Origin of the sequence: Gulosibacter sediminis, from assembly GCF_030011715.1 — a bacterium.
Taxonomy (GTDB): Bacteria; Actinomycetota; Actinomycetes; order Actinomycetales; family Microbacteriaceae; genus Gulosibacter; species Gulosibacter sediminis.
The window spans coordinates 43,672-66,360 of record NZ_JASCYH010000013.1; the positions used below are offsets into that span (position 1 = coordinate 43,672).

Consider the following 22,689-nt stretch of genomic DNA (forward strand, 5'->3'; position numbering starts at 1 on the left):
ACTTCGCGCCCTACGGCGCCATCGTCGAGCACGGGCCGACCTACGACATCCCACTCGATCATCCGCTCGAGGAGATCCGGGCGAATATGCGCCGCAGCCATTGCCAGAGCATCCGCAAGCTCCAAGCGAGTGATTTCCGCTTCGAGCGAGAGCCCGGCTGTGACGATCTCGCGGCCTTCCACGAGCTCTATGAACTCACGATGCAGCGGGTGCATGCGCGTGGTGAGTTCCACTTCTCGCTCGCCTACTTCCAGGATTTGGTGGTCGGGCTTGGCAACCGCGTGGCGCTCTGGGTGCTCCGCTCCGGTGAGCAGATCGTCGCAGCGCATCTCGTCACCGACTGCGGCGGCATCGTGCAGGGGCTCTACGCGGGAGTGCACCCCGATTTCCACAGCCGGGTGCCGCAGGTCGGGCTCTACGACCAGGAACTCGAGTGGGCGCACGCGACGGGTCACCGCGACTATTTCATTGGCGGCGCGGGCACCGAGTCGCTGCACCAGTTCAAAGCAGGCATCACGAAGGTGCGACCCGCCGAGTACAGCGCGCGCATTGTTGTCGACCACGCCGAGTTCGGGCGCCGATGCGAGGCTTGGCAGCACCAGACAGGCGGCATGGTGGGCCGAACCGACGAATTCTTCCCGCCCTATCGCGACGGCGCGCGGCTCGGGGCCTTGACGGGGCATTCCGCGGGGTGAAAGCTGGCGACATTCATCGGTGACCCTCGCGATCTCTGAGAGCCTCGAAGCACGGCGGCCGACGACACCCCGAAAGGCCGCAGAGGCTGAGAGGGGCGCCGGAGCGCATGCACGCAAACCTACTCGACATTGGCGACGAGCGATGGGATGCGCTGCTCGCGACCGTGCAACACGACGTTGATCACTTGCCGGCGTATCTCGCCGCACACGATGCCTTTCGCGGTGGGGCCTCGCAACTGGCGGTCGTCGAGGACGATGGGCGCGCGCTGCTCGTGCCCCTGCGCATCCAGCACAGCGATGGCGGGAGCCTCGACGCAGCTTCGTCCGAGGTGCGTTCGGCGCCGCTGTTCACCGACGGCACCTCGGTCGAGTGGCGCCGCGAGGCGATCCGCGAACTGCTCATGTTTCTGCGCAGCCGTGACGTCGCCTCGTTGTTCCTGCGGTTTCATCCGCTGCTCGAGTCATCGGTGGGCGAGTTCTCTCGCTCCGGCGCGGTGGTGAAGCACGGGCCGACGTTCAACATCAAGCTCGACCGCTCGCTCGACGACATCCGCTCGGGGATGAGCAAGAGCCACCGGCGCGGCATCCGCAAGTTTCAGGCGGCCGGGTACGACTATGCGCCCGACCCCGACTGGGAGTGGCTCGCCGACTTCCACACGATCTACGCGCAGACGATGGAGCGGGTCGGCGCGAGCGATGACTTCCGCTTTACCCTCGACTATTTCGAGCGGCTGCGCGACACCCTCGGTGAGCACGTTTCGCTCTGGACGCTCGAGGTCGACGGCGTGCTGGCGATGGGCAGTATCGTCACGGAGTGCGGCGGCACGGTGCAGGGGCTCTACGGAGCGATGAACCACGAGTTTCACAAGGAGATTCCGCACATCGGTACCTACGACGCCGAGGTGCAGTGGGCGCTCTCGCGCCGAGCGCAGAACTACTTCTTCGACGGGGCCGCGTACGAGTTGCTGCGCCGCTTCAAGGCGGGCATGACCGAGCATCGACCGGTCGCCGTCAGCGCCCGCATCGTCATCGACCCGGTTGAGTTTGGGCGACAGTGTGCCTTGTGGGAACGCGCCGCGGGGCGCAGCGTGTCGCACGCCGACGAGTTCTTCCCGCCCTACCGCCAGCCCGGGGTGAGCCTCGGGGGTGAAAGCCACGTCCCCGGGTGCTCGGCTGATGATCACTCTGCCACCATCAGAGATCTGGCGGGGTTGTAATCCGCGATTCACCGCACGAGAAGGGCAGCCGCTGAGTTGGACGTTGAACTCCTTGAACTTGATGACCAGCGCTGGCCAGCACTCCTGACCCGACTACGGCACGGCGTCGACCACCTGCCGACGGCGCTCGCCGCCTATGACGCGTTCCGGGGGCATCCCTCGCAGCTACTCGTCGTGCAGGATGCGGAGGGTGTGCTCGCGGTGCCGCTGCGGTTGCTCGTCGGCCCGGGTGACTCGGTGCACGCGACGTCCTCCGAGGTGCGCTCGTCGCCGATCTTCTCGGAGGGTGCAACGGCGCAGTGGCGCCGCGGGGCAGTTCGGGAGCTGCTCGACTTCCTGCAGTCGCGTGGGGTAGTCACGCTGTTCCTGCGACTGCATCCGCTGCTCGACCCCGACGGCGCGGACTTCGCGCCCTTCGGCGCGATCGTCGACCACGGGCCGACCTTCGACATCCCGCTCGACCGGCCCCTCGCCGAGATCCGGGCCGGGATGCGCGTGAACCATCAGCGCGGCATCCGGAAATTCCATAACCAGGGCTTGCACTGCGAACCCGACACCGAATGGCGCTACCTCGAGCAGTTCCACCGCCTCTACTCGCTTACGATGGATCGCGTCGGCGCGAGCGACGATTACCGCTTCTCGCTCGAATTCTTCGAGCAGCTCCGCGACAACCTCGGCGAGCACCTCGCGCTGTGGGCCACCATTGTCGACGGGCAGCTCGCGGTGGGGCACCTCGTCGCGCAGTGTGACGGCATCGCCGAGCTGCTCTATGTGGGCGTGCATCCCGACTATCAGCGGCAGGTGCCCCAGGTCGGCCTCTACGACAGCGAGTTGGCGTGGGCGCACGAGCACGGCCTGCACGACTACTTCCTCGACGGCGGCGCGCAGGAGTCGCTGCGGTACTTCAAGGCCGGCCTCACGAAGGTGCAACCCGCCGCGTCGAGCGTGCGGATCGTTGTCGACCCGGTCGAGTACGGCCGTCTCTGCGCGCTCTGGGAGCGCGCACCGGAGCGCGTGGTGGGCCGCGCCGACGAGTTCTTCCCGCCGTACCTGCAGCCAGCCACCAAGGTAGCGAGCGAGCCGGCCCATGTCTGATTTCACGGTGCTCGTCGCGTCGGGCGGACGCCGGCCGTACCTCGTGCGGTGGTTTCGCGAGGCGTTGCGTCGCAATCGCGTCGCCGGTCGGGTCGTGGTCGCCGACCTCGACCCGTGCTCGCCAGCGGCCGCCGTCGCCGACGCCTTTGTCGCGGCGATGCCGGTGGTCGACCCCGGTTACGGCGACTGGCTCGAGGCGACGCTGCGCCGCGAGGCAGTGACGCTCGCCGTGAGTATCAACGACTTCGAGCTCTCGCGCTGGGCCAGGCTCGAAGATCGGTCGGCCTTCGATGCCCTCGTGCGGCTCGACGCGCGGCGCCAGCGCACAATCGAAGACAAGCTGGCGATGGCGCAGCTGCTCGCCGATACGGGCGTGACGAGCCCCGAGACGCTGCTCGCCTCGACGGCGTTGCGCCTCGGCCCAGATGCGCTGAAGGAGCGCCTCGGTGCCGACGAGTTCGTCGTGAAAGGCCGCTACGGCAGCGGCTCCCGCGGCCTCGGGTTCGCGCGCGCCGCATCCCTGCACGAGGCGATCGCCCGCGCCCGCGCCGAAGTGACCCACCGCGACGGACGCGGTGAGGCCGACCCCGACGCGGCCGATGAGCTCATCGTCGTGCAGCCGCGGCTGCAGGGCACCGAGCACGGCGTCGACGTCGTCACCGACCTGCGCGGCGGGTTTGCAACCGCGCTCGTGCGCCGCAAGATCGCGATGCGCGCCGGCGAGACCGATCGCGCCGAGTCGGTCGACGCGACGCCCTACCTCGGTCTCGCGCGGGGCGTCGCGCGGGCGCTCGGGCACCGCGGGCTTGTCGATCTCGACGTGATCCGTACGGATGCGGGGTTACTGTCGGTCATCGACGTCAACCCGCGCTTCGGCGGCGGCTATCCGCTTTCGCACGTCGCCGGGGCCGACATCCCCGCCGCGTACGTCGCCTGGGCGCTTGGCCGGACGCCCGACGCCGACTGGCTCCGCGCCCGGCCGGGCACGATCGCCGCCAAGGCTGTCGAGGTACTCGCTGTCGCACACCCCGAGCCCGAGCAGGCCCGCAACCCTCCGGAGTACTCCCATGGCGCCACCGCGACGGTTTGACCTCGTGAAGCGCGGCCTTGACATCGTCGCCGCGGCCGCCGGCCTCATCGTGCTCTCGCCGGTGATTGTCGGCACCGCGCTCGCGGTGCGCATCAAGCTCGGCGCACCGGTGCTGTTCCGGCAGGCGCGGGCTGGCCGAGACGGGCGCACCTTTACGCTGCTGAAGTTTCGCAGCATGCTCGACGATCGGGATGCGCAGGGCCGACTGCTCGAGGACGAGGACCGCCTGACGCCGTTCGGCAGCGCGCTGCGCGCGACGAGTCTCGACGAACTGCCGTCGCTCTGGAACGTGGTGCGCGGCGACATGAGCGTGGTTGGGCCCCGGCCGCTGCTTGTGCACTACCTCGAGGCCTACACGCCGCGGCAGGCGCGCCGCCACGAAGTGCGCCCCGGCATCACCGGGCTCGCGCAGGTCAGCGGCCGCAACTCGCTCGAGTGGGACGAGATCTTCGACCTCGACATCGAGTACGTCGACCACCGCAGCGCGGGGCTCGACCTGCGCATCCTCGTGCGCACCGTTACGACGGTGCTGCGCCGCGATGGTATTTCGGCGGACGGCCATGTGACGCGCGAGGCATTTCGCGAGGAGCCGACGGCATGATCCCGACGCCCGCCTTCGTCGTCGACGAGCCGCTCCTCACGCTGTTCGCTGGCCGCTTCGAGGCGGCCCTCGAACGGCACTGGCCGAACTCCATCCTGTCGTACTCGTTCAAGACGAACGCGCTGCCGTGGCTGATCTCGCACCTGCGCAATCGGGGCGTGTGGGCCGAGGTCGTTTCAGACCACGAATACGAGCTCGCCCTCGCCCTCGGCTACCCACCCGAGCGAATCGTCTACAACGGCCCGGCCAAGGGCCGCGAGCGCTTGCGCGCGGCGCTTGCGGCAGGTTCGATGGTGAACCTCGACGCGAAGCGCGAGGTGGAGTGGGCGGCCGAGCTCGGCCGAGAGCAGCCGGATGCGGGGCTCGCGGTGGGCCTGCGGGTGAACTGGGACCTCGAGGCGCGGGTGCCGGGCGAGAGCACGACGGGCGCTGCGGGCAGCCGCTTCGGCTTCAACGTCGAAAACGGTGAGCTCGATGCGGCGATCGCGCGGCTGCGCACCGGGGGAGTGCGCCTCGCGGGGCTGCACATGCACCGAAACTCACGGAGCCAGTCGGTCGACGTGTATCGTGCATCCGCCTCCCTCGCGGCCGAGCTCATCGCCGAGCGCGGGCTCGAGCTCGACTGGGTTGACATCGGCGGCGGCTTCTTCGGCAGCCTCGACGACAGCCCGACGTTCGACGACTACGTCGGCGCCATTCGCGAGTGCCTCGTCGGTGCGGTCGACCCCGCCCGTACTCGGCTCATCGTCGAGCCGGGCGGCTCGCTCACGGCGGTGCCGATCGAGTTTCACGCAAGCGTCGTCGACGTGAAGTGGGTCGGCGACAACCGCATCGTCGTGACCGACACGAGCCGCACCGACCTCGACCCGCTCTTTCGCCGGCGCCGGCCCTTCGCCGTCGACCTCACGACGGCGTCGTCGGCGACCGTGCCGACGCAGATCGTGAGCGGCTTCACCTGCATGGAGGACGACCGGCTGCTCACGCTCGAGGATGAGCGTGAGCTGCGAGTCGGCGACCGACTCGTGTTCCGCAACGTCGGCGCCTACACGATGTCGTACCAGTCGACGTTCATCGAGCTTCCGCCCGCGGTCTACGTGCGCGACGCCGCCGGTGCCTACACGCGGGTCCGCGAGCGCGCATCCGTCTCGGATTACCTCAGAGGCAACTCTTGGCTCTCGCCAGAAAGTTGAGTGGTCACTTTTTGTAGTTTCGACGCCGTCAGAACTACAAAAAGTGACCACTCAACGCAGAAGGGTTAGTTGGCGAAGGCGTTTCGGCCCGTGAGGTGCTGGCCGATGATGAGGGTGTGGACCTCGTCGGTGCCCTCGTAGGTGCGCACCGACTCGAGGTTGTTCGCGTGGCGCAGCACCGAGTTCTCGAGCAGGATGCCGTTGCCGCCGAGGATCGTGCGGGCCTCACGGCAGATCTCGATCGCGGCGCGGCAGTTGTTGAGCTTGCCCACCGAGATCATGTGGCGCTCGAGCTTGCCGGCGTCCTTGAGGCGGCCGATGCGCAGCGAGAGCAGCTGGCCCTTGACGATCTCGAGGGCCATGTCGGTGAGCTTCTTCTGTGTGAGCTGGAACGACGAGAGCGGACGGTTGAACTGGTGACGCTCGCCGGCGTAGCTCGCGGCCTTCTCGAAGGCGTCGCGGGCGGCCCCCATCGCGCCCCACACGATGCCGTAGCGGGCCTCGTTGAGGCACTCGAACGGCGCGCGCAGGCTCGTCGCGCCCGGCAGACGGTCGGCCTCGGTAAGCCGGATGTTGTCGAACGTGAGCTCGGTTTGAATCGACGCCCGCATCGACAGCTTCGGCTCGAGCGCCTTCGCGGTGAATCCCTCGGCGTCGGTCGGCACGATAAAGCCGCGCACGCCCTCGTCGGTCTTTGCCCAGACGATGGCGATCTGCGCGATCGTGCCAAGGCCGATCCAGCGCTTCGAGCCGTTGAGCACCCAGCCGTCGCCGTCGCGCACGGCGGTCGTCTGCATCCCGGCCGGGTCGCTGCCGGCCTCGGGCTCGGTGAGGGCGAAGCAACCGACGACACGGCCGGCGGCCATCTCGGGCAGCCAGTGCTCCTTCTGCTCCTCAGAGCCGTGCTTCGCGATTGCGCTCATCGCGAGCGAGCCCTGCACCGACACGAAGGTGCGCAGACCCGAGTCGCCCGCCTCGAGCTCCTGCATGGCGATGCCGTATTCGGTCGCGCTGCGGCCTGCGCAGCCGTAGCCCTTGATGTGCATGCCGAGCAGGCCGAGCTCGGCCATCTCGGGGATGATCTCGGTCGGGAACACCGCGTCCTCGTACCACTGCTCGATGTTCGGGCGGATGCGGCGGTCGACGAATTCACGCACGCGGTCGCGCAGCGCGAGCTCGTCTTCGGTGAACTCGGCTTCGAGGTTGAGCAGGTCGGTCAGTTCAGACATTGCTGGGCCTTTCGGTGTTCGGGGCGTCGGTGTCTCGGTAGCGCGCGCGGATCTCGTCGCCGTCGGCGTCGAGGGCTGGCGGGCCGACGAGCGGCAGAGGGAACTCTGGGGTGTAGCGGATGGGGTGGCGTAGACCGCTCGAAGCAACGCCGTCGCGCTCGAGCGGCACGACGGGGTCGATGCCGAGGTCTTGCGCGAGCGCGATGCCCTCGGCGATCGTGTTGACCTTGCCGACCGCGAGGCCGGCGGGCACGAGTTGGTCTTGCCACTCAGCCGCGGACTTGGCGGCGAGGGCCTCGCTCAGCAGCGGCCGCAGCTCTTCCCGGTGCTCGACGCGCAGCGGATTCGTCGCGAAGCGCTCGTCGTCGGCGAGCTGCGGCACGCCGAGCTCGCGCGCGAACACGCGGAACTGCTTATCGTTGCCGACCGCCACGGCGAGCTCACCCTCAGCGCAGGGCAGCGACTCGTAGGGGCAGATCGACGGATGCATGTTCCCCAGGCGGGTGGGGGAGGCACCGGCGCCGACGACGGCCTGCGACTGGTTCGCGAGGGCCTGCTGGATGCTCGAGAGCAGATTGACCTCGACGTGCATGCCCGCGCCGGTCGCGTCGCGATGCCGGAGCGCCGCAAGCACGCCGATGGTGAGATCCTTCGCCGCGAGGATGTCGACGAGCGCGACGCCGACCTTCATGGCGGCGCCGTCGCGCTCGCCCGTCACGTCCATGAGGCCGCTGAGGGCCTGCACGACGAAGTCGTAGCCGGGTCGGCTAGCGCCGCCCGCCGAGCCGAAGCCCGAGATCGTGGCGGTGACGATGCGGGGGTTGAGTTCGCGCATCGCGTCGTGGCCGATGCCAAGGCGGTCAAGGGCGCCTGGCAGGAAGTTGTCGACGGCGATGTCGGCGTCGCGGATCAGGCCGCGCACGACGCGGAGGTCGTCTTCGTTCGTGAAATCCAACGCGACCGACTGTTTATTGCGGTTCGCCGTCTGGAAGTAGGTGGCGGTGCCGTCCTCGGCGTAGGGCGGGCCCCAGGCGCGGGTGTCGTCGCCCGCACCGGCGCGCTCGACCTTGACCACCTCGGCGCCGAGATCGGCGAGTGTCATCGCGGCCATGGGCCCGGCAAGAATCCGCGAAAGATCAAGCACGCGCAGGCCCGCGAGGGGTCCGGCCGGCTGCTGTGGTGTCGTCATGTTGCTCCCCGGGGCCGCGCATCGTTGCGCGCGATCCCCGAAGTCATCGTAGGCAGGTAGGCCGGGTCAGTTCCAATCCTCAACTGAAACTCATTCGTTTAATTTGCAGTGGTCTGATGTGATTTGAATCGGGCGCGGGCCGGGACCCGCTAGCCGCGCCGGCGCGGGAACTTCTGCAGCACCTTTTCGTAGAGCTCCTCTTCGGCGTTCGGGCCCGGCTTCACGCCGCCCGGGATCGCCATGAAGAACGCGGCGCCGACGATCCACCACACGCCGAAGATGAGCCACGACTCGATGCCGATGCCGGCGGGCATGCCGGGCAGGTAGAGCGAGCAGAGGAACGCGGTGATCGCGATCGAGAGGCCGCCGATGACGACGCCGAACTTGCCTTTGCCGCCGATGCGCAGCGGGCGCTCCATGCGCGGCTCGCGCACGCGGAGGATCACGAACGAGATCGACACGAGCAGGTAGGCGGTGACGATCATCGGGGAACCCGCGTCGACGATCCAGCCGAGTGCGGAGGCGCCGAAGAACGGGGCGATCGTCGCGATGGCGCCGAGCACGATGAGCGCGTTCGCGGGCGTGCCGTACTTCGGGTGCAGCTTGCCGAGCCACGCGGGCAGCATGCCGCCGCGGGCGAGCGAGAACATGAGGCGCGAGGCACCGAGCTGCAGCGAGTTCCACGACGTGATGATGCCGGCGACGCCGGCCGCGACCATGAGGTTCGCGAAGAACTGGTTGCCGAACAGCGCGCCCATCGCATCCGCCGCCGGCAGGCCAGAGGTTGCCATCTGGTCGTGCGTGAGGGCCGACGAGACCGTGAGCACGATCATGATGTACCAGGCCGCGGCGATGAGCACCGAGATGAACGAGATGTTGCCCACCTTGCGCGGCGGGATGTTCACCTCTTCGGCGGCCTGGGGGATCACGTCGAAGCCAACAAAGAGGAACGGTACGACGATGAGCACGGCGAAGAAGCCCGCGGAGCCGCCGGTGAAGAAGGGCTCGAAGTTCGCGCCCTCGCCGCCCGTGACCGAGCCGAAGATCTGCAGGGCGCCGATGGCGAAGAGGAAGATGACGACGAACATCTGCACGCCGCCCGCGACCTTGATGCCGAGGATGTTGATGATCGTGATGAGCACCGCCACGACCGAGCCGACGAGCGCCCAGATGAGGAAGACCTCGGAGCCGCTCACCGTCCAGAGGTGGATCTGCTCGAGGTCGACGACGTAGTCGATGGCGCGGGGGAGCGCGACCGCCTCGAATGCGACGACGGTGGCGTAACCGCCCGCGATCGCCCACGAGCCGATGAACGACCAGCGCGGGCCCATCGCGCGGATGATGTAGTTGTGCTCACCGCCGGCCTTCGGCATCGCGGCGACGAGCTCGGCGTAGACGAGCGACACGATGGCCATCATGAAGCCGCCGACGACAAAGGCGAGGGTCGCGCCGAGCGAGCCGGCGCTTTCGATCCAGCCGCCGACGAGCGTGACCCAGCCGAAGCCGACCATGGCGCCGACGCCGAGGGTGAGGGTGCTCCAGACGCCGAGCGTGCGCTTCAGCCCTGTTGGTTCCGGGGAGTTGCGGTCTGTGAGAGTTGGGCTGGCGGACATGCGTGGTTCCTAACGTCGTTGTATGGCGCGGATGCCGTCGTGGAGTTTTCCAGCAAGTTAGCACGGAACGTCCAGTATGAGTGACGCCTCTTTACCGGCCCGAGACGCGGGGTGTGCCGAGTAGGCTCGGTGCCATGCGCTCGATCTATAAGTCCCCCGAAGAGCTGCGCCTCATGGTGCCCGCCGGTCTGCTCACCTCGCAGGCCCTGGATGCAGTCGAGGCGGCCATCCGCCCAGGCATCTCGACGCTCGAGCTCGATGCCATCGCCGAGCGTGTGATCCTCGCTGGGGGTGGCGAGTCGAGCTTCAAGCTGGTCGAGGATTACGCCCACACCGTGTGCGCGTCGGTGAACGACGTGGTCGTGCACGGGATCCCAAACGAGACGCCGCTGCAGCCCGGCGACATCGTGTCGATCGACTGCGGCGCCCAGCTGAACGGTTGGAACGGCGACTCGGCCCGCACCTTCATCGTGCCGGGTGAGCCACAGCGCGAGAATGCCGAGCAGTGGCTGCTGGATGCGCACCGCACGAGCGCCGCGGCGCAGGCCGCCATGTGGGCCGGCATCGCCGCCGTCGCATCCGCCCGCCACCTCAACGACGTCGGCGGCGCCATCGAGGACGAGATCGACATGCACCTCGACGAGGGTCCGCTCGGCAACCTCGAGGGCTACACCGGGCACGGCATCGGTCGTGACATGCACGAGGAGCCGACCGTCTTCAACTACCGCGTGCGCCGCCGCGGGCCGGTCGTGAAGGCCGGCCTCGCGATCTGCATCGAGCCCATGCTCACCGCCGGCAGCCCCGACGTGCGAACCGACCCCGACCAGTGGTCGGTGCGCGCGATCGACGGAACACCGAGCGCCCACTGGGAGCACACTGTGCTGCGCCATAAAGGAGGTATCTGGGTCTCCACCGCCGCCGACGGTGGCGCCGCGGGTCTCGCGCCGCTTGGGGTCGTTCCCGTTCCCGTGCCGTAGCGCAAAAGCGCCCCAGCGCATCCCGAGTACCGCTCTCGATGTGACGAGCGGTGTGACCCTGATGGGCTCTGTGGATGCGCTGGGGTGCTGGGGTGCGTTGGCCCGTTCGTCGGCAGACCGCACCCTCAGAAGGGTGGCGGATCGTGCACCTCGACAAAGCGGGGCCCCGGCGGTTCGGGTGAAACGTGAATGGTGCGCCCCTCGGGTGTGATCCAGGCCAGTTCTCCGCCGCCGAGGTTGACAACCTGCCAAGGCTGCACGTGCTTCTGTGTGTGGTGCGCCCGGCAGAGATGCCCGAGATTGCCCGGGTGCGTCTTGCCGCCGTCCTGCCACGCGACCGTGTGGTCGAGCTCGCTGCGGTGCGCCGGTCGGCGACAACCTGGGAAGCGGCAGACGACGTCGCGGGCCCGGAGATACCGGCGCAGCGAGGCGGTCGGCGCGTAGGTGTCGGCGGTGATCACGTGCCCTGTGATGGGGTGCGTGAGGATGCGCTCGAGCTCGCCGTCGGCCGCCCACTGCCGGGCCTCGTCGGCGCTCATGGGCTGGATGCCGTTGAGCATCGCCACCCCGGCGCTGGTGTCGGGGCCACCCGCCTGAGCGAAGTCCTCGGCGAACTTTGGGTCACGTAGTGCGAGCACCGGCGTGACGATGCTGACCGTGGCCTTGACGCGGGCGGCGCCCTCGGCAGGGCCCTCGAGGATCGTCTGTGCTGTCGCCGTGAGCAGGGTGTCGGAGAGGGCATCGGCGCGGTGCTGGTCGCGCGTGCGCAGATCGGCCTCGAACTCGGGCTCGTCCCGACGGTCCTTACCCTCCTGCTTGGCCGCGTCGATCATCGCCTCGGCGTCGCGCGACAGACGCTCGTCGATGGCGGCCGCGATGACAGACGGGATAAAGGCAGTGAGGTAGGCCATACCAAAGTCGTCGTGGTTGACGATGACGCGGCGCTGCTCGAACGCCTGCTTGTGTGCCTCTTCGAATTCCTCGCTCGCGAGCTTCGCCGCGAGCTTCTTGGCATAGGTCTCGGTTTGCGGCACCGTGTGCGCCTTCGCGTATCGCAGCACGCCATTGCCGTAGGTGTCGTAGAGCTGCGCCGGAACAGGGGAGTGGTACCGCAGCATCGCGGCCACGTGCCCTGCCTGCACGGAGGCCTCGGCGAGGGCATCGTGCCAGTACGGGAACTTTGTGAACAGGTTGTGCGCATTGCGCGCGCGGTTCATCAGCGCGTTGTCGGTGAACTGCGAGTCGCACGCGAATTCGCCCGCGACAGAGCGCAGGTGCCGCTGGAACGTCTCGGCACGTTTGGTGGCAGTGATGGCGGGCCCGCAATCGAGCGCTGTGAAGGCCTCGGCGGTGTCGTAGATGGTGGCATAGGTGCGGTAGTCGGATGCGTCGACGGCGGCCCGCGCGCGCAGGTCGGCATGGAACTGCTCGAGCGCGACGCGGAGCGACGCGTCGGTGTGGTCATCGTCAAACTCGGGTGCCGTGCTGGTCATGTCGCGCCGCCTCCTCCCACGCTGCTGAGGTGTGCCGTTGTCGGTAACTGAAGTGGACCACGAGCCTCCGACATGCACGAGGGAACGCATCCGAAACCCACGGCTCGCGATGAGTGTGTTCTGCACGCAAGGCTGTTAGGCTCGGGCTGTCTGAGTTCCGTGGGATCTGAACGGAACTCCCCCTTGCATTTCGCGAGCGCGCCAGCCTATAGTTGAAAGTCGGCTTGTCGTGCCTGCTTTGGCATGTCTGCGAGAAGTCGATTTCCGCATGACCGGCATGCGGCGAACTACAGCAAGCGACAGTGAGGCTATGGCCAAAAAAGACGGCGTCATCGAGATCGAGGGCACGGTCATCGAAGCATTGCCGAACGCAATGTTCCGTGTCGAACTTTCCAATGGACACAAGGTCCTCGCACACATCTCCGGCAAGATGCGGCAGCACTACATCCGCATCCTTCCCGAAGACCGAGTGATCGTAGAGCTCAGCCCCTACGACCTCACGCGTGGCCGAATCGTCTACCGCTACAAGTAGCTTGCAGTTCGTTTCGGCCGGATAAGGAACGGCTGGCGCACCCGCGTCAGCACGAGGCCAGCGAAGAAAGAAGAACACTCATGAAGGTCAAGCCTTCGGTTAAGAAGATGTGCGACAAGTGCCGCGTGATCCGTCGTCACGGCCGCGTCATGGTCATCTGCGACAACCCGCGTCACAAGCAGCGCCAGGGCTAGTTGCGGTTGGCGGGCCCCGCGCCCGACGCGCATCTGCCGCCTCGGCGGCGCACAACTCAATATTGCAATCGCAGCGGTAAGAGCCGATCGCACCAAGGTCGGGGACACCTCCGGGCACGAGGCCGGGGCCCAACTGCTGCACCACACCTCTCACCATCTAGGAGCACACTCCAATGGCACGTCTAGCAGGCGTTGACCTCCCGCGCGAAAAGCGCGTCGAGGTTGCACTCACCTACATTTACGGCATCGGCCGCACCCGCGCCCTCGAGGCGATCGAGGCTACCGGCGTCGACGGCAACACCCGAGTCAAGGACCTCAGCGACGAGCAGCTCGTTGCCCTCCGTGACCACATCGAAGGCACCTACCAGGTTGAAGGTGACCTTCGCCGTGAGGTCGCAGCCGACATCCGCCGCAAGGTCGAAATCGGTAGCTACCAGGGCATCCGCCACCGTCGCGGTCTTCCCGTGCACGGTCAGCGCACCAAGACCAACGCGCGTTCGCGTAAGGGCCCGAAGCGCACCGTCGCCGGTAAGAAGAAGGCGAAGTAACCCATCCGCATTGCGGATGTGAGTGAACCGAATTTCGTAGGAGAGAAGAATTGGCTACCCCCAAGACCGCCGCGCGCAAGCCGCGCCGCAAGAGCAACAAGAACGTCGCCGTCGGCCAGGCGCACATCAAGTCGACGTTCAACAACACGATCGTTTCGATCACTGACACCACCGGTGCTGTGATCAGCTGGGCCTCGTCGGGCGCTGTTGGCTACAAGGGTTCGCGTAAGTCGACCCCGTTCGCCGCGCAGCTCGCCGCGGAGTCGGCTGCTCGCCAGGCGCAGGAGCACGGCATGAAGAAGGTTGACGTCTTCGTGAAGGGCCCCGGTTCGGGTCGCGAGACCGCCATCCGTTCGCTGCAGGCCGCGGGCCTCGAGGTCGGTTCGATCACCGACGTCACCCCGCAGGCGCACAACGGTGCTCGTCCGCCGAAGCGTCGTCGCGTCTAACGCCCCCAGTCGCCCGGCCCTCGCCTCGAGGGTTGGGCGACTTTCCGGCACCCGCCGGACCGCCTGTCTTTCGCACCACTACCTACCTCACGTGAGATCGCCCCTCACGCACACGCCAAGCGTCATATAGCGGACGCTTTGCCGAAAGGAACCACACAGTGCTCATTGCACAGCGCCCCACCCTCACCGAGGAGCACGTCTCCGAGTACCGTTCGCGCTTCGTCATCGAGCCGCTCGAGCCTGGCTTCGGCTACACGCTCGGCAACTCGCTGCGTCGCACCCTGCTCAGCTCGATCCCCGGCGCGGCCGTTACGAGCATTCGTCTCGACAACGTGCAGCACGAGTTCACGACCATTTCGGGCGTGAAAGAGGATGTCACCGAAATCATCCTCAACATCAAGCAGCTCGTTGTTTCGAGCGAGCACGACGAGCCGATCACCGCGTACCTGCGCAAGACCGGCGCCGGTGAAGTGACTGCCGCTGACATCTCCGCCCCCGCCGGTGTGGAGATTCACAACCCGAACCTCGTCATCGCGACGCTGAACGACGACGCGAAGTTCGAGCTTGAGCTGACGGTCGAGCGTGGCCGCGGCTATGTTTCGGCCCAGCAGAACCGTAACGAGTACTCCGAGGCCGGCCAGATTCCGGTCGACTCGATCTACTCGCCGGTGCTCAAGGTCACCTACCGCGTCGAGGCCACCCGTGCGGGTGAGCGCACCGACTTCGACCGCCTCGTGGTCGACGTCGAGACCAAGCAGTCGATGTCGCCGCGCGACGCGGTTGCGTCGGCTGGCGGTACGCTGGTTGAGCTGTTCGGGCTTGCACGCGAGCTCAACGTTGAGGCTGAAGGTATCGAGATCGGCCCCGCGCCGGTTGACCAGGTCATCAACGAAGAACTGTCGATGAGCATTAACGACCTCGACCTGTCGGTTCGTTCGTACAACTGCCTCATGCGCGAGGGCATCACCACGGTGTCGCAGCTCGTTGCGCTGAGCGAGACGCAGCTGATGAACATCCGCAACTTCGGTCAGAAGTCGGTAGATGAGGTGCGCGACAAGCTGTCGAGCATGGGCCTGAGCCTCAAGGATTCGGTGCCCGGTTTCGAAGGCACCCACTTCTACGGTGCTGGCGAAGACAGCGGCGAGTACATCTAAACCGCGCAGACGCGGATACCTAGTTTCAGAAAGAGATCACGAGAATGCCTAAGCCTACAAAGGGTCCTCGCATCGGCGCCGGCCCCACCCACGAGCGCATGATTCTTGGCCAGATGGCCGCGCAGCTGTTCACGCACAAGCGCATCCAGACCACCGAGACCCGCGCGAAGCGCCTCCAGCCCGTCGCCGAGCGCCTCATCACGCAGGCCAAGCGTGGCGACCTGCACAACCGCCGCAAGGTGCTTGAGACGATCACCGACCGCGGTGTCGTGCACGAGCTCTTCACCGAGATCGCGCCGCTCGTCGCGGAGCGCCCGGGCGGCTACACCCGCGTCATCAAGACCGGTTACCGCAAGGGTGACAACGCGCCGATGGCCGTGATTGAGCTCGTACTCGAGCCCGTCACGCCGAAGGTGAAGAACACCGCTGCCGAGACCCCCGTCGCTGAGGCGCCGGTTGTCGAGGACGACGTGGTGACCGAGGACGTTGAGGCCGAGGCCGCCGTCGAGACCGAGGCAGCCGAGGCTGCCGCCGAGGTCGAGCCCGACGAGGCCGCCGCCGAGGCGACCGACGAGGTTGCTGCCGACGACGCTGCCGAGGAAGAAACCAAGTAGTCTCCTCGCACCAAGAGCAAGGCCCCTGCCAATCGGTGGGGGCCTTCCTCGTTTCCTTGCGAGCGCCTCGGCCCGGCAGGCGCAGGGATACGGCAAGATGGTCGCCATGAATGTCCGCGTGCGCCTCGACATCGCCTACGACGGCACGGCCTTCAGCGGCTGGGCCGCGCAGCCCGAGCTGCGCACCGTGCAGGGCACGCTCGAGGATGCGCTGCGCATCCTGTACCGACCGCTGCCCGACAGCGGCCCGCTGCTCACGGTCGCTGGACGAACGGATGCTGGCGTCCATGCCACCGGCCAGGTCGCGCACCTCGACCTCGACGACGAGGTGTGGGCGTCGACCGTGCGTGGGCGCGCCGACGACGAACCCGCGGCCGCGCTGGTGCGCCGCTGTGCGGGCATTCTCGGAGCCGACTCGGACGTCGTCATCACCGGCGCGCGCGAGGTCGGCCCGGAGTTCGACGCCCGCTTCTCGGCGCTCTGGCGTAGCTACGAATATCGCCTCGCCGACTCAACCTCGGTCGCGAACCCGCTCGAGCGCCACCGCACCACAGTCGTACGACGACCCCTCGATCTCGACGCGATGAACGCATCCGCCGAGGTGCTCGTCGGGCTGCACGACTTCGCGGGCTTCTGCAAGCCGCGCGAAGGGGCAACGACAATCCGCACCCTGCAGGAGTTCCGCTGGGAGGAGCTCAGTCGGGGCGTCTTCCGTGCTCATGTGCAAGCCGACGCGTTCTGCCACTCGATGGTGCGTTCGCTCGTCGGAATGTGCGCGGCGGTCGGGCAGGGCCGCTTGCCGCTCGCCCGCGTGCCCGAGTTGCTTGAGGTGCGCAGCCGCTCGAACGCGTTCACGGTGCTCGCGGCGAAGGGTCTCACCCTCACCGAGGTCGGGTACCCCGACGACGCTGACCTCGCATCCCGTCAGCTCGCGACGCGGGCGAAGCGGCCCGACAATGTCGTTGCGTTACCACGTCGCCAGGCTTTTGAGCTGTAAGAATCTCGCCAAATCGCTGTGCCTTACTAAGCTGGTGCACGCGCCGCACCCGCACGGCGCGCGTCAACTCAACGCAGAGCTGAACCAGTGAGAGCGAGAAAGAATGACCAAGATCGACGAATCGCGCGCCGACGACGCCGCGAATCCGCCCGTCGAATGGGATGAGTCCCAGCTCAACACCCCCGAGGGGTACCCGGTGGCCGGCGCCGACGCCAAAGCGCTCGACCGAGCGAGGAAGTGGACTCCTGGCAAGATCATCACGTGGGTGGTCATCGCGCTTGTCGGTGGCGTGGCCTGGACCATGCTCGCATTCGTGCGTGGTGAGTCGGTCAACGGCATCTGGTTCGTGTTTGCCGCCGTGTGCACCTACCTCATCGCCTACCGCTTCTACGCGAACTACATCGAGAAGCACCTGCTGCGCCCGAACGACCATCGGGCCACGCCAGCCGAGTACATGGCGAATGGCAAAGACTTCGTCGCGACCGACCGCCGTGTGCTGTTCGGCCACCACTTCGCTGCGATCGCCGGCGCGGGCCCGCTCGTCGGCCCCGTGCTTGCCGCGCAGATGGGCTACTTGCCCGGCACGATCTGGATCATCGTCGGCGTCGTGCTCGCGGGCGCGGTACAGGACTACCTCGTGCTCTTCATCTCGACGCGTCGCCGCGGCCGCTCGCTCGGCCAGATGGCGCGGGATGACCTCGGGCGCGTCGGCGGCATCGCCGCAATTCTCGCGACCCTCACGATCATGATCATCATCGTGGCGATCCTCGCGCTCGTCGTCGTGAACTCGCTCGGCGAGAGCCCCTGGGGTGTCTTCTCGGTCGGCATGACGATTCCGATCGCGTTGTTCATGGGCATCTACCTGCGGTATCTGCGCCCTGGCAAGATCCTCGAGGTCTCGGTGATCGGCTTCATCTTGCTGATGGCCGCGATCATCGGCGGCGGCCAGATCGCCGCGACCGAGTGGGGCTCGTCGTTCTTCCTGCTCGACCACACGACCATCGCGTGGGCGATCATCATCTACGGCTTCGTCGCGGCCGTGCTGCCGGTGTGGCTGCTGCTCACGCCCCGCGACTACCTGTCGACGTTCATGAAGATCGGCGTCATCGTTGTGCTGGCAGTGGCGATCGTCATCGTGCGCCCCGAGATCACGGCGCCCGCGTTCAGCGAGTTTGCGAGCCGGTCAGACGGCCCCGTGTTCAGCGGCGCGCTGTTCCCGTTCCTCTTCGTCACCATCGCGTGTGGCGCGCTCTCGGGCTTCCACGCGCTCATCTCGTCGGGCACGACTCCAAAGATGGTGCACAAAGAGCGCCAGACAAAGTTCATCGGTTACGGCGGCATGCTCATGGAGTCGTTCGTCGCGATTATGGCGCTCGTCGCCGCCGTGTCGATCGACCGTGGCCTCTACTTCGCCATGAACGCTTCCGTCGCGGCCACGGGCGGCACGGTCGAGGGCGCGGCGATGTTCGTGAACTCGCTCGGCCTCAACGGCGTGCACGTTGACGGTTCGTTCCTGCAGCAGATGGCCGACGAGGTGGGGGAGGAGTCGATCGTCTCCCGCACGGGTGGTGCGCCAACGCTCGCCATGGGTATCGCGCACATCATGCACAACATCACGCCGGGCCTCATGGGCTTCTGGTACCACTTCGCGATCATGTTTGAGGCGCTGTTCATCCTCACCGCGGTAGACGCTGGTACCCGCGTGGCCCGCTTCCAGCTGCAGGAGGCGCTCGGCAACTTCTGGCCGCGCATCAAAGACAACAACTGGCGGCTCGGCGTGTGGTTGACGACCGCGCTCATGGTCGCGGGCTGGGGCTACATCCTGCTGCTCGGGGTCACCGATCCACTCGGCGGCATCAACACGTTCTTCCCGTTGTTTGGTATCGCGAACCAGTTGCTCGCGGCGGTCGCGCTCGCGGTCGTCACGGCGATCCTCGCGAAGCGCGGACGCCGGATGTTCAAGTACCTCTGGATTCCCGGCGTTCCACTCGTGTTCGACCTTGTCGTCACGATGGTCGGCTCCTGGCACAAGATTTTCTCGCCGGTGCGCAACGTCGGTTACTGGGCCAACCACTTCGCCACCCGCGCCGACATCGACTCGGCGCTCGCGGCCGATCCGAACGCCGACGTTACGAAGCTCGAGGCCACCGTGCGCAACACCGCGGTGCAGGGCTCGCTCTCGGTACTGTTCGCGATCCTCACGCTCGTCGTTGTTGGCGCGGCCTTCGTGAAGATCATCCAGGCGTGGAAGCACGATGGTCTGCCGACGTCGGAGCCGAAGCCGGTGCCATCGCTGACCTTCGCTCCGGCGGGCATCTCGGCGACCCAGCCCGAGAAGGAGCTCATGGAGAAGTGGGCGCAGCTGCCCGAGGACAAGCGCGATCGGACGCTCGAATAATGACCGCGCCCACGCACTCGAACAAGCCAGGGCGCATCCGGGCCTGGTTCGCGACCGCGAGCTGGTACCTCAACGGCATGATGGGCGGGCACGCGTACGAGCGGTACGTGAACCACCTGCACCGGGAACACCCCGACGCCACGCCGATGAGCGAGCGTGAGTTCTGGCGGCAGAAGGCGCGCGACGAGGATGCGAACCCTTCGGCGCGCTGCTGCTAGCGACTCGCGGCAGTGAAAGTACGGCGGCGGCCCCGATTCGATATGGATCGGGGCCGCCGTTGTCCGTGCCGCGTTCGAGAACTTCTCGTACGCAAGTGCAAGACTGGCCGTACTAAACGCGAGGCAAGGAGCAGTCCATGGTCACAGTGGCGCAGAATCTGATCGACAACCTTCGAGTGAACGGCGTGCGCCGCGTGTATGGGGTGCCGGGCGACTCGCTCAACGGCTTCACCGATGCGATTCGCAAAGACGAGCAGGTCGAGTGGGTGCACGTGCGCCACGAGGAGGCGGCGGCGTTCGCGGCTGCGGCCGATGCCGAGCTCACCGGCGAGCTGGCGGTCTGTGCCGGCAGCTGTGGCCCGGGCAACCTGCACCTCATCAACGGGCTCTTCGACGCACAGCGCTCGCGCGTGCCCGTGCTCGCGATTGCAGCGCACATCCCGAGTGAGGAAATCGGCTCGAACTACTTCCAAGAGACGCATCCGCAGGAGCTCTTTCGCGAGTGCAGTGTCTACACCGAGCTCGTCTCGTCGGCCGAACAGATGCCCCGCGTGCTCGAGATCGCGATGCGCGCGGCCATCGAGCGGCGCGGCGTCGCCGTCGTCGTGCTGCCGGGCGACGTCGCGCTGCAGCAAGCCAGCCACGAGGGCGAACACGTCGTGCGGGCCGCACAGCCGCGCGTGCTGCCGTCCGAGGCCGAGCTGCAGGAGCTCGCCAAGCTGCTTGCGGGTGCGTCGAGCCCCACCATCCTCGCCGGTGCTGGTGTCGCGGGCGCACACGATGACGTCGTCGAACTCGCCGACGTGCTCGGCGCGCCGATCGTGCACGCGCTGCGGGGCAAGGAGCACATCGAGCACGACAACCCATTCGACGTCGGCATGACCGGACTGCTCGGCTTCAACTCGGGCTACCGCGCCATGGAAGATTCCGACGTGCTGCTGATGCTCGGTACCGACTTCCCCTATCAGCAGTTCTACCCGAAGGATGCGAAGGTCGCGCAGGTGGATATTCGCGGCGAGCAGCTCGGTCGCCGCACACCCCTCGACCTTGGCCTCGTCGGCGACGTCGGCGACACCGTGCGCGCCCTGCTGCCGTTGCTCAAGCGCAACCGCAAACGGGCGCACCTCAACGACTCGGTGAAGCACTACGAGCGCACGCGCAAGCGCCTCGACGAACTCGCCGTACCGTCTCGCGGCAAGCGGCCCATCCATCCGCAGTACGTCGCCAGCGTGCTCGACGAACTGGCCGACGACGACGCGGTGTTTATCCCCGACGTGGGGTCGCCCGTCGTCTACGCGGCCCGGTACCTGCACCTCGGCGGCGGCCGACGTCTCATCGGCTCGTTCAGCCACGGCTCAATGGCGAACGCGCTGCCCCACGCGATCGGCGCCCAGTCGGCGTTCCCCGACCGCCAGATCGTCGCGCTCGCAGGCGACGGAGGCCTGTCGATGCTCATGGGGGAGCTGCTCACCGTGACGCAGAACCAGCTCCCGGTGAAACTCATCGTGCTGAACAACTCGTCACTCAACTTCGTCGAGCTTGAGATGAAGGCGGCCGGCTTCGTCACGTTCGCGACTGATCTCGAGAACCCGAACTTTGCGAAGGTGGCCGAGGCCGTGGGCATCCGCGGCTGGCGCGTCGAGGAATCAAGGGACGTCGAGTCGACCATCGCCGAGGCCCTCGCGCATCCCGGCCCGGCACTCGTCGACGTCGTGGTTGAGCGCCAGGAGCTCTCGATGCCCCCGGCGATCACGGCCGAGCAGGTGAAGGGCTTCTCGCTCTACGCGATCCGCACCGTGCTCTCGGGTCGTGGCGACGAACTGCTCGATCTCGCGCGGGCGAACTTCCGCCAGCTCTTCTAAGCCGCTGCATCCGCCGCAGGCCATTGCGCCGCTGCCACGCCGTGAAGTAACATATTCAGGTTGCCCGCTTACCCGGGCATCGAAGTGGACCCTCAACTGTCGCGTTCACCCGTCATTCGGCGGGCCAACACGACGACCGAGCGGGACTCACGACCATTCCCTTCGAACGAAAGATGCATTGCTATGCGTACTTACACGCCCAAGGCAGGTGAAATCACCCGCGAATGGTTCGTCATTGACGCAACCGACATCGTCCTGGGTCGTCTCGCCTCGCACGCTGCCGCCATCCTGCGCGGTAAGCACAAGGCCATCTTCGCTCCCCACGTCGACACCGGCGACTTCGTCGTCGTCGTGAACGCCGACAAGGTCGCGCTCACGGGTGCGAAGCTGGAGCAGAAGAAGGCCTACCGTCACTCGGGTTACCCGGGTGGCCTCCGCGCCGAGAGCTACACCGAGCTCCTCGAGAAGCGCCCGGAGCGCGCCGTTGAAAAGGCGATCCGGGGCATGCTGCCGAAGAACTCGCTCGGCCGTGACCAGCTCAAGAAGCTCAAGGTGTACGCGGGTCCTGAGCACCCGCACGCTGCACAGCAGCCCAAGCCCTACACCTTTGACCAGGTTGCCCAGTAGCGGCACGAAGAACGAAGGACTGAGATAGTGGCGACCATCGAAGACTCCACCGCGGAGCAGCTCACCAACTTCAGCACCGAGACCCCGGCCTCGGAAGCTGTCGAAACCACCCCGCGCCCCGCACTCACCGTGTCGGGTCAGGCCGTGGGCCGTCGCAAGCAGGCTGTTGCCCGCGTGCGCGTTGTCCCCGGTACCGGCAAGATCACCGTCAATGGCCGCGCCCTTGACGAGTACTTCCCCAACAAGCTGCACCAGCAGCTCATTAACGATCCGTTCACCCTGCTGACGTTGAACGGTGCTTACGACGTAATCGCAAAGATTCACGGCGGCGGACCTTCGGGTCAGGCTGGCGCGCTTCGCCTCGGCGTTGCGCGTGCGCTCAACGAGATTGACCGAGAACACAACCGTCCCGAGCTGAAGAAGGCCGGCTTCCTTACCCGCGACCCGCGAGTCAAGGAACGCAAGAAGGCCGGTCTCAAGAAGGCCCGCAAGGCTCCGCAGTACTCGAAGCGCTAATCGGAAGGGCCAACGTGGGTCGACTTTTTGGAACGGATGGTGTTCGTGGCCTCGCCAACGAACGCCTGACCGTAGAACTCGCAGTCGGCCTGGCTCAATCGGCCGCCGTCGTGCTCGCGCGTGAAGCGCGCGAGCGCGGCGAGCGGCCGGTCGCGGTTCTCGCCCGGGATCCGCGTATCTCAGGCCAGTTC

The 22,689-nt window shown here is 66.9% G+C and carries 23 protein-coding genes and 1 pseudogene; 20 read left to right on the forward strand and 4 right to left on the reverse strand.

Annotated features, from left to right (window positions below):
• Positions 1-86 precede the first annotated feature (86 nt).
• From QM019_RS06280 to QM019_RS06305, 6 genes are all read left to right on the forward strand, one after another.
• A complete protein-coding gene (locus QM019_RS06280; RefSeq protein ID WP_282852295.1) occupies positions 87-695 on the forward strand; it encodes a GNAT family N-acetyltransferase in 609 nt (202 codons plus the stop codon).
• Between the two features lie 107 nt (positions 696-802).
• Entirely contained in the window at positions 803-1,912 is a 1,110-nt protein-coding gene (locus QM019_RS06285) for a GNAT family N-acetyltransferase (RefSeq protein ID WP_282852296.1), read from the forward strand.
• Between the two features lie 36 nt (positions 1,913-1,948).
• On the forward strand, positions 1,949-3,007 hold the full coding sequence (locus QM019_RS06290) for a GNAT family N-acetyltransferase (RefSeq protein WP_282852297.1): 1,059 nt from the start codon (positions 1,949-1,951) through the stop codon (positions 3,005-3,007).
• Positions 3,000-4,097 carry an ATP-grasp domain-containing protein gene (locus QM019_RS06295; RefSeq protein ID WP_282852298.1) on the forward strand — a complete coding sequence of 366 codons (1,098 nt, stop codon included), beginning with the start codon at positions 3,000-3,002 and terminating at the stop codon, positions 4,095-4,097. Before QM019_RS06290 ends, QM019_RS06295 begins: the two co-directional genes overlap by 8 nt.
• On the forward strand, positions 4,075-4,698 hold the full coding sequence (locus QM019_RS06300) for a sugar transferase (protein ID WP_282852299.1): 624 nt from the start codon (positions 4,075-4,077) through the stop codon (positions 4,696-4,698). The genes QM019_RS06295 and QM019_RS06300 overlap by 23 nt, the downstream gene beginning before the upstream one ends.
• A complete protein-coding gene (locus QM019_RS06305) occupies positions 4,695-5,888 on the forward strand; it encodes a type III PLP-dependent enzyme domain-containing protein (protein WP_282852300.1) in 1,194 nt (397 codons plus the stop codon). Before QM019_RS06300 ends, QM019_RS06305 begins: the two co-directional genes overlap by 4 nt.
• A 65-nt stretch (positions 5,889-5,953) precedes the next feature.
• Here QM019_RS06305 and QM019_RS06310 read toward each other — a convergent pair whose 3' ends face one another.
• From QM019_RS06310 to QM019_RS06320, 3 genes are all read right to left on the reverse strand, one after another.
• On the reverse strand, positions 5,954-7,117 hold the full coding sequence (locus tag QM019_RS06310; protein WP_282852301.1) for an acyl-CoA dehydrogenase family protein: 1,164 nt from the start codon (positions 7,115-7,117) through the stop codon (positions 5,954-5,956).
• Complete coding sequence (locus QM019_RS06315) at positions 7,110-8,306, reverse strand: CaiB/BaiF CoA transferase family protein (RefSeq protein WP_282852302.1); 1,197 nt, start codon at positions 8,304-8,306, stop codon at positions 7,110-7,112. The genes QM019_RS06310 and QM019_RS06315 overlap by 8 nt, the downstream gene beginning before the upstream one ends.
• Before the next feature lie 149 nt (positions 8,307-8,455).
• Positions 8,456-9,919 (reverse strand): APC family permease, encoded by a 1,464-nt coding sequence (locus QM019_RS06320; protein WP_282852303.1) that lies wholly within the window; start codon positions 9,917-9,919, stop codon positions 8,456-8,458.
• A 134-nt stretch (positions 9,920-10,053) separates the two neighbouring features.
• Here QM019_RS06320 and map point away from each other — a divergent pair, with 134 nt between their 5' ends.
• Positions 10,054-10,896 carry a type I methionyl aminopeptidase gene (gene map, locus QM019_RS06325; RefSeq protein ID WP_282852304.1) on the forward strand — a complete coding sequence of 281 codons (843 nt, stop codon included), beginning with the start codon at positions 10,054-10,056 and terminating at the stop codon, positions 10,894-10,896.
• Between the two features lie 125 nt (positions 10,897-11,021).
• Here map and QM019_RS06330 read toward each other — a convergent pair whose 3' ends face one another.
• Positions 11,022-12,389: an HNH endonuclease signature motif containing protein gene (locus QM019_RS06330; RefSeq protein WP_282852305.1), complete on the reverse strand. Its 1,368-nt coding sequence runs from the start codon at positions 12,387-12,389 to the stop codon at positions 11,022-11,024.
• Between the two features lie 310 nt (positions 12,390-12,699).
• On the opposite strand from QM019_RS06330, the gene infA reads away from it, so the two are divergent.
• From infA to QM019_RS06395, 13 genes and pseudogenes are all read left to right on the forward strand, one after another.
• The gene (infA, locus tag QM019_RS06335) at positions 12,700-12,921 is read left to right on the forward strand and encodes a translation initiation factor IF-1 (RefSeq protein WP_019619037.1); all 222 of its coding nucleotides are present in this window, start codon (positions 12,700-12,702) and stop codon (positions 12,919-12,921) included.
• A gap of 80 nt (positions 12,922-13,001) precedes the next feature.
• On the forward strand, positions 13,002-13,115 hold the full coding sequence (gene rpmJ / locus QM019_RS06340) for a 50S ribosomal protein L36 (protein WP_019619036.1): 114 nt from the start codon (positions 13,002-13,004) through the stop codon (positions 13,113-13,115).
• Between the two features lie 173 nt (positions 13,116-13,288).
• Positions 13,289-13,663, forward strand: a complete 375-nt coding sequence (rpsM, locus tag QM019_RS06345) for a 30S ribosomal protein S13 (protein WP_125107008.1) — start codon at positions 13,289-13,291, stop codon at positions 13,661-13,663.
• Positions 13,664-13,713: 50 nt separating this feature from the next.
• The gene (gene rpsK / locus QM019_RS06350) at positions 13,714-14,112 is read left to right on the forward strand and encodes a 30S ribosomal protein S11 (RefSeq protein ID WP_125107009.1); all 399 of its coding nucleotides are present in this window, start codon (positions 13,714-13,716) and stop codon (positions 14,110-14,112) included.
• A gap of 158 nt (positions 14,113-14,270) precedes the next feature.
• Positions 14,271-15,266, forward strand: coding sequence for a DNA-directed RNA polymerase subunit alpha (locus QM019_RS06355; protein ID WP_125107010.1), 996 nt, complete (start codon positions 14,271-14,273; stop codon positions 15,264-15,266).
• A gap of 44 nt (positions 15,267-15,310) precedes the next feature.
• Entirely contained in the window at positions 15,311-15,880 is a 570-nt protein-coding gene (rplQ, locus tag QM019_RS06360) for a 50S ribosomal protein L17 (RefSeq protein WP_125107011.1), read from the forward strand.
• A gap of 97 nt (positions 15,881-15,977) precedes the next feature.
• Positions 15,978-16,877: a tRNA pseudouridine(38-40) synthase TruA gene (gene truA, locus QM019_RS06365; protein ID WP_345961019.1), complete on the forward strand. Its 900-nt coding sequence runs from the start codon at positions 15,978-15,980 to the stop codon at positions 16,875-16,877.
• A 103-nt stretch (positions 16,878-16,980) separates the two neighbouring features.
• Positions 16,981-19,275, forward strand: coding sequence for a carbon starvation CstA family protein (locus tag QM019_RS06370; protein WP_282852307.1), 2,295 nt, complete (start codon positions 16,981-16,983; stop codon positions 19,273-19,275).
• A complete protein-coding gene (locus tag QM019_RS06375; RefSeq protein WP_282826552.1) occupies positions 19,275-19,493 on the forward strand; it encodes a YbdD/YjiX family protein in 219 nt (72 codons plus the stop codon). Before QM019_RS06370 ends, QM019_RS06375 begins: the two co-directional genes overlap by 1 nt.
• Positions 19,494-19,630: 137 nt before the next feature.
• Complete coding sequence (gene poxB / locus QM019_RS06380; RefSeq protein ID WP_282852308.1) at positions 19,631-21,355, forward strand: ubiquinone-dependent pyruvate dehydrogenase; 1,725 nt, start codon at positions 19,631-19,633, stop codon at positions 21,353-21,355.
• Positions 21,356-21,538: 183 nt separating this feature from the next.
• Entirely contained in the window at positions 21,539-21,982 is a 444-nt protein-coding gene (rplM, locus tag QM019_RS06385) for a 50S ribosomal protein L13 (RefSeq protein ID WP_125107016.1), read from the forward strand.
• 27 nt (positions 21,983-22,009) lie between these two features.
• Positions 22,010-22,498, forward strand: coding sequence for a 30S ribosomal protein S9 (gene rpsI / locus QM019_RS06390; RefSeq protein ID WP_282826557.1), 489 nt, complete (start codon positions 22,010-22,012; stop codon positions 22,496-22,498).
• Between the two features lie 14 nt (positions 22,499-22,512).
• Positions 22,513-22,689 (forward strand): annotated as a pseudogene (locus QM019_RS06395) (phosphoglucosamine mutase); the annotation flags it as partial.

What these genes read in the sequence shown, in the direction of transcription:
- QM019_RS06280 (WP_282852295.1), top strand. Translation starts at nt 87, where the DNA reads ATGCGCCGCAGCCATTGCCAGAGCATCCGCAAGCTCCAAGCGAGTGAT.
- QM019_RS06285 (WP_282852296.1), top strand. Translation starts at nt 803, where the DNA reads ATGCACGCAAACCTACTCGACATTGGCGACGAGCGATGGGATGCGCTG.
- QM019_RS06295 (WP_282852298.1), top strand. Translation starts at nt 3,000, where the DNA reads ATGTCTGATTTCACGGTGCTCGTCGCGTCGGGCGGACGCCGGCCGTAC.
- QM019_RS06300 (WP_282852299.1), top strand. Translation starts at nt 4,075, where the DNA reads ATGGCGCCACCGCGACGGTTTGACCTCGTGAAGCGCGGCCTTGACATC.
- QM019_RS06305 (WP_282852300.1), top strand. Translation starts at nt 4,695, where the DNA reads ATGATCCCGACGCCCGCCTTCGTCGTCGACGAGCCGCTCCTCACGCTG.
- QM019_RS06310 (WP_282852301.1), bottom strand. Translation starts at nt 7,117, where the DNA reads ATGTCTGAACTGACCGACCTGCTCAACCTCGAAGCCGAGTTCACCGAA.
- QM019_RS06315 (WP_282852302.1), bottom strand. Translation starts at nt 8,306, where the DNA reads ATGACGACACCACAGCAGCCGGCCGGACCCCTCGCGGGCCTGCGCGTG.
- QM019_RS06320 (WP_282852303.1), bottom strand. Translation starts at nt 9,919, where the DNA reads ATGTCCGCCAGCCCAACTCTCACAGACCGCAACTCCCCGGAACCAACA.
- map (WP_282852304.1), top strand. Translation starts at nt 10,054, where the DNA reads ATGCGCTCGATCTATAAGTCCCCCGAAGAGCTGCGCCTCATGGTGCCC.
- QM019_RS06330 (WP_282852305.1), bottom strand. Translation starts at nt 12,389, where the DNA reads ATGACCAGCACGGCACCCGAGTTTGACGATGACCACACCGACGCGTCG.
- infA (WP_019619037.1), top strand. Translation starts at nt 12,700, where the DNA reads ATGGCCAAAAAAGACGGCGTCATCGAGATCGAGGGCACGGTCATCGAA.
- rpmJ (WP_019619036.1), top strand. Translation starts at nt 13,002, where the DNA reads ATGAAGGTCAAGCCTTCGGTTAAGAAGATGTGCGACAAGTGCCGCGTG.
- rpsM (WP_125107008.1), top strand. Translation starts at nt 13,289, where the DNA reads ATGGCACGTCTAGCAGGCGTTGACCTCCCGCGCGAAAAGCGCGTCGAG.
- rplQ (WP_125107011.1), top strand. Translation starts at nt 15,311, where the DNA reads ATGCCTAAGCCTACAAAGGGTCCTCGCATCGGCGCCGGCCCCACCCAC.
- truA (WP_345961019.1), top strand. Translation starts at nt 15,978, where the DNA reads ATGGTCGCCATGAATGTCCGCGTGCGCCTCGACATCGCCTACGACGGC.
- QM019_RS06370 (WP_282852307.1), top strand. Translation starts at nt 16,981, where the DNA reads ATGACCAAGATCGACGAATCGCGCGCCGACGACGCCGCGAATCCGCCC.
- QM019_RS06375 (WP_282826552.1), top strand. Translation starts at nt 19,275, where the DNA reads ATGACCGCGCCCACGCACTCGAACAAGCCAGGGCGCATCCGGGCCTGG.
- poxB (WP_282852308.1), top strand. Translation starts at nt 19,631, where the DNA reads ATGGTCACAGTGGCGCAGAATCTGATCGACAACCTTCGAGTGAACGGC.
- rplM (WP_125107016.1), top strand. Translation starts at nt 21,539, where the DNA reads ATGCGTACTTACACGCCCAAGGCAGGTGAAATCACCCGCGAATGGTTC.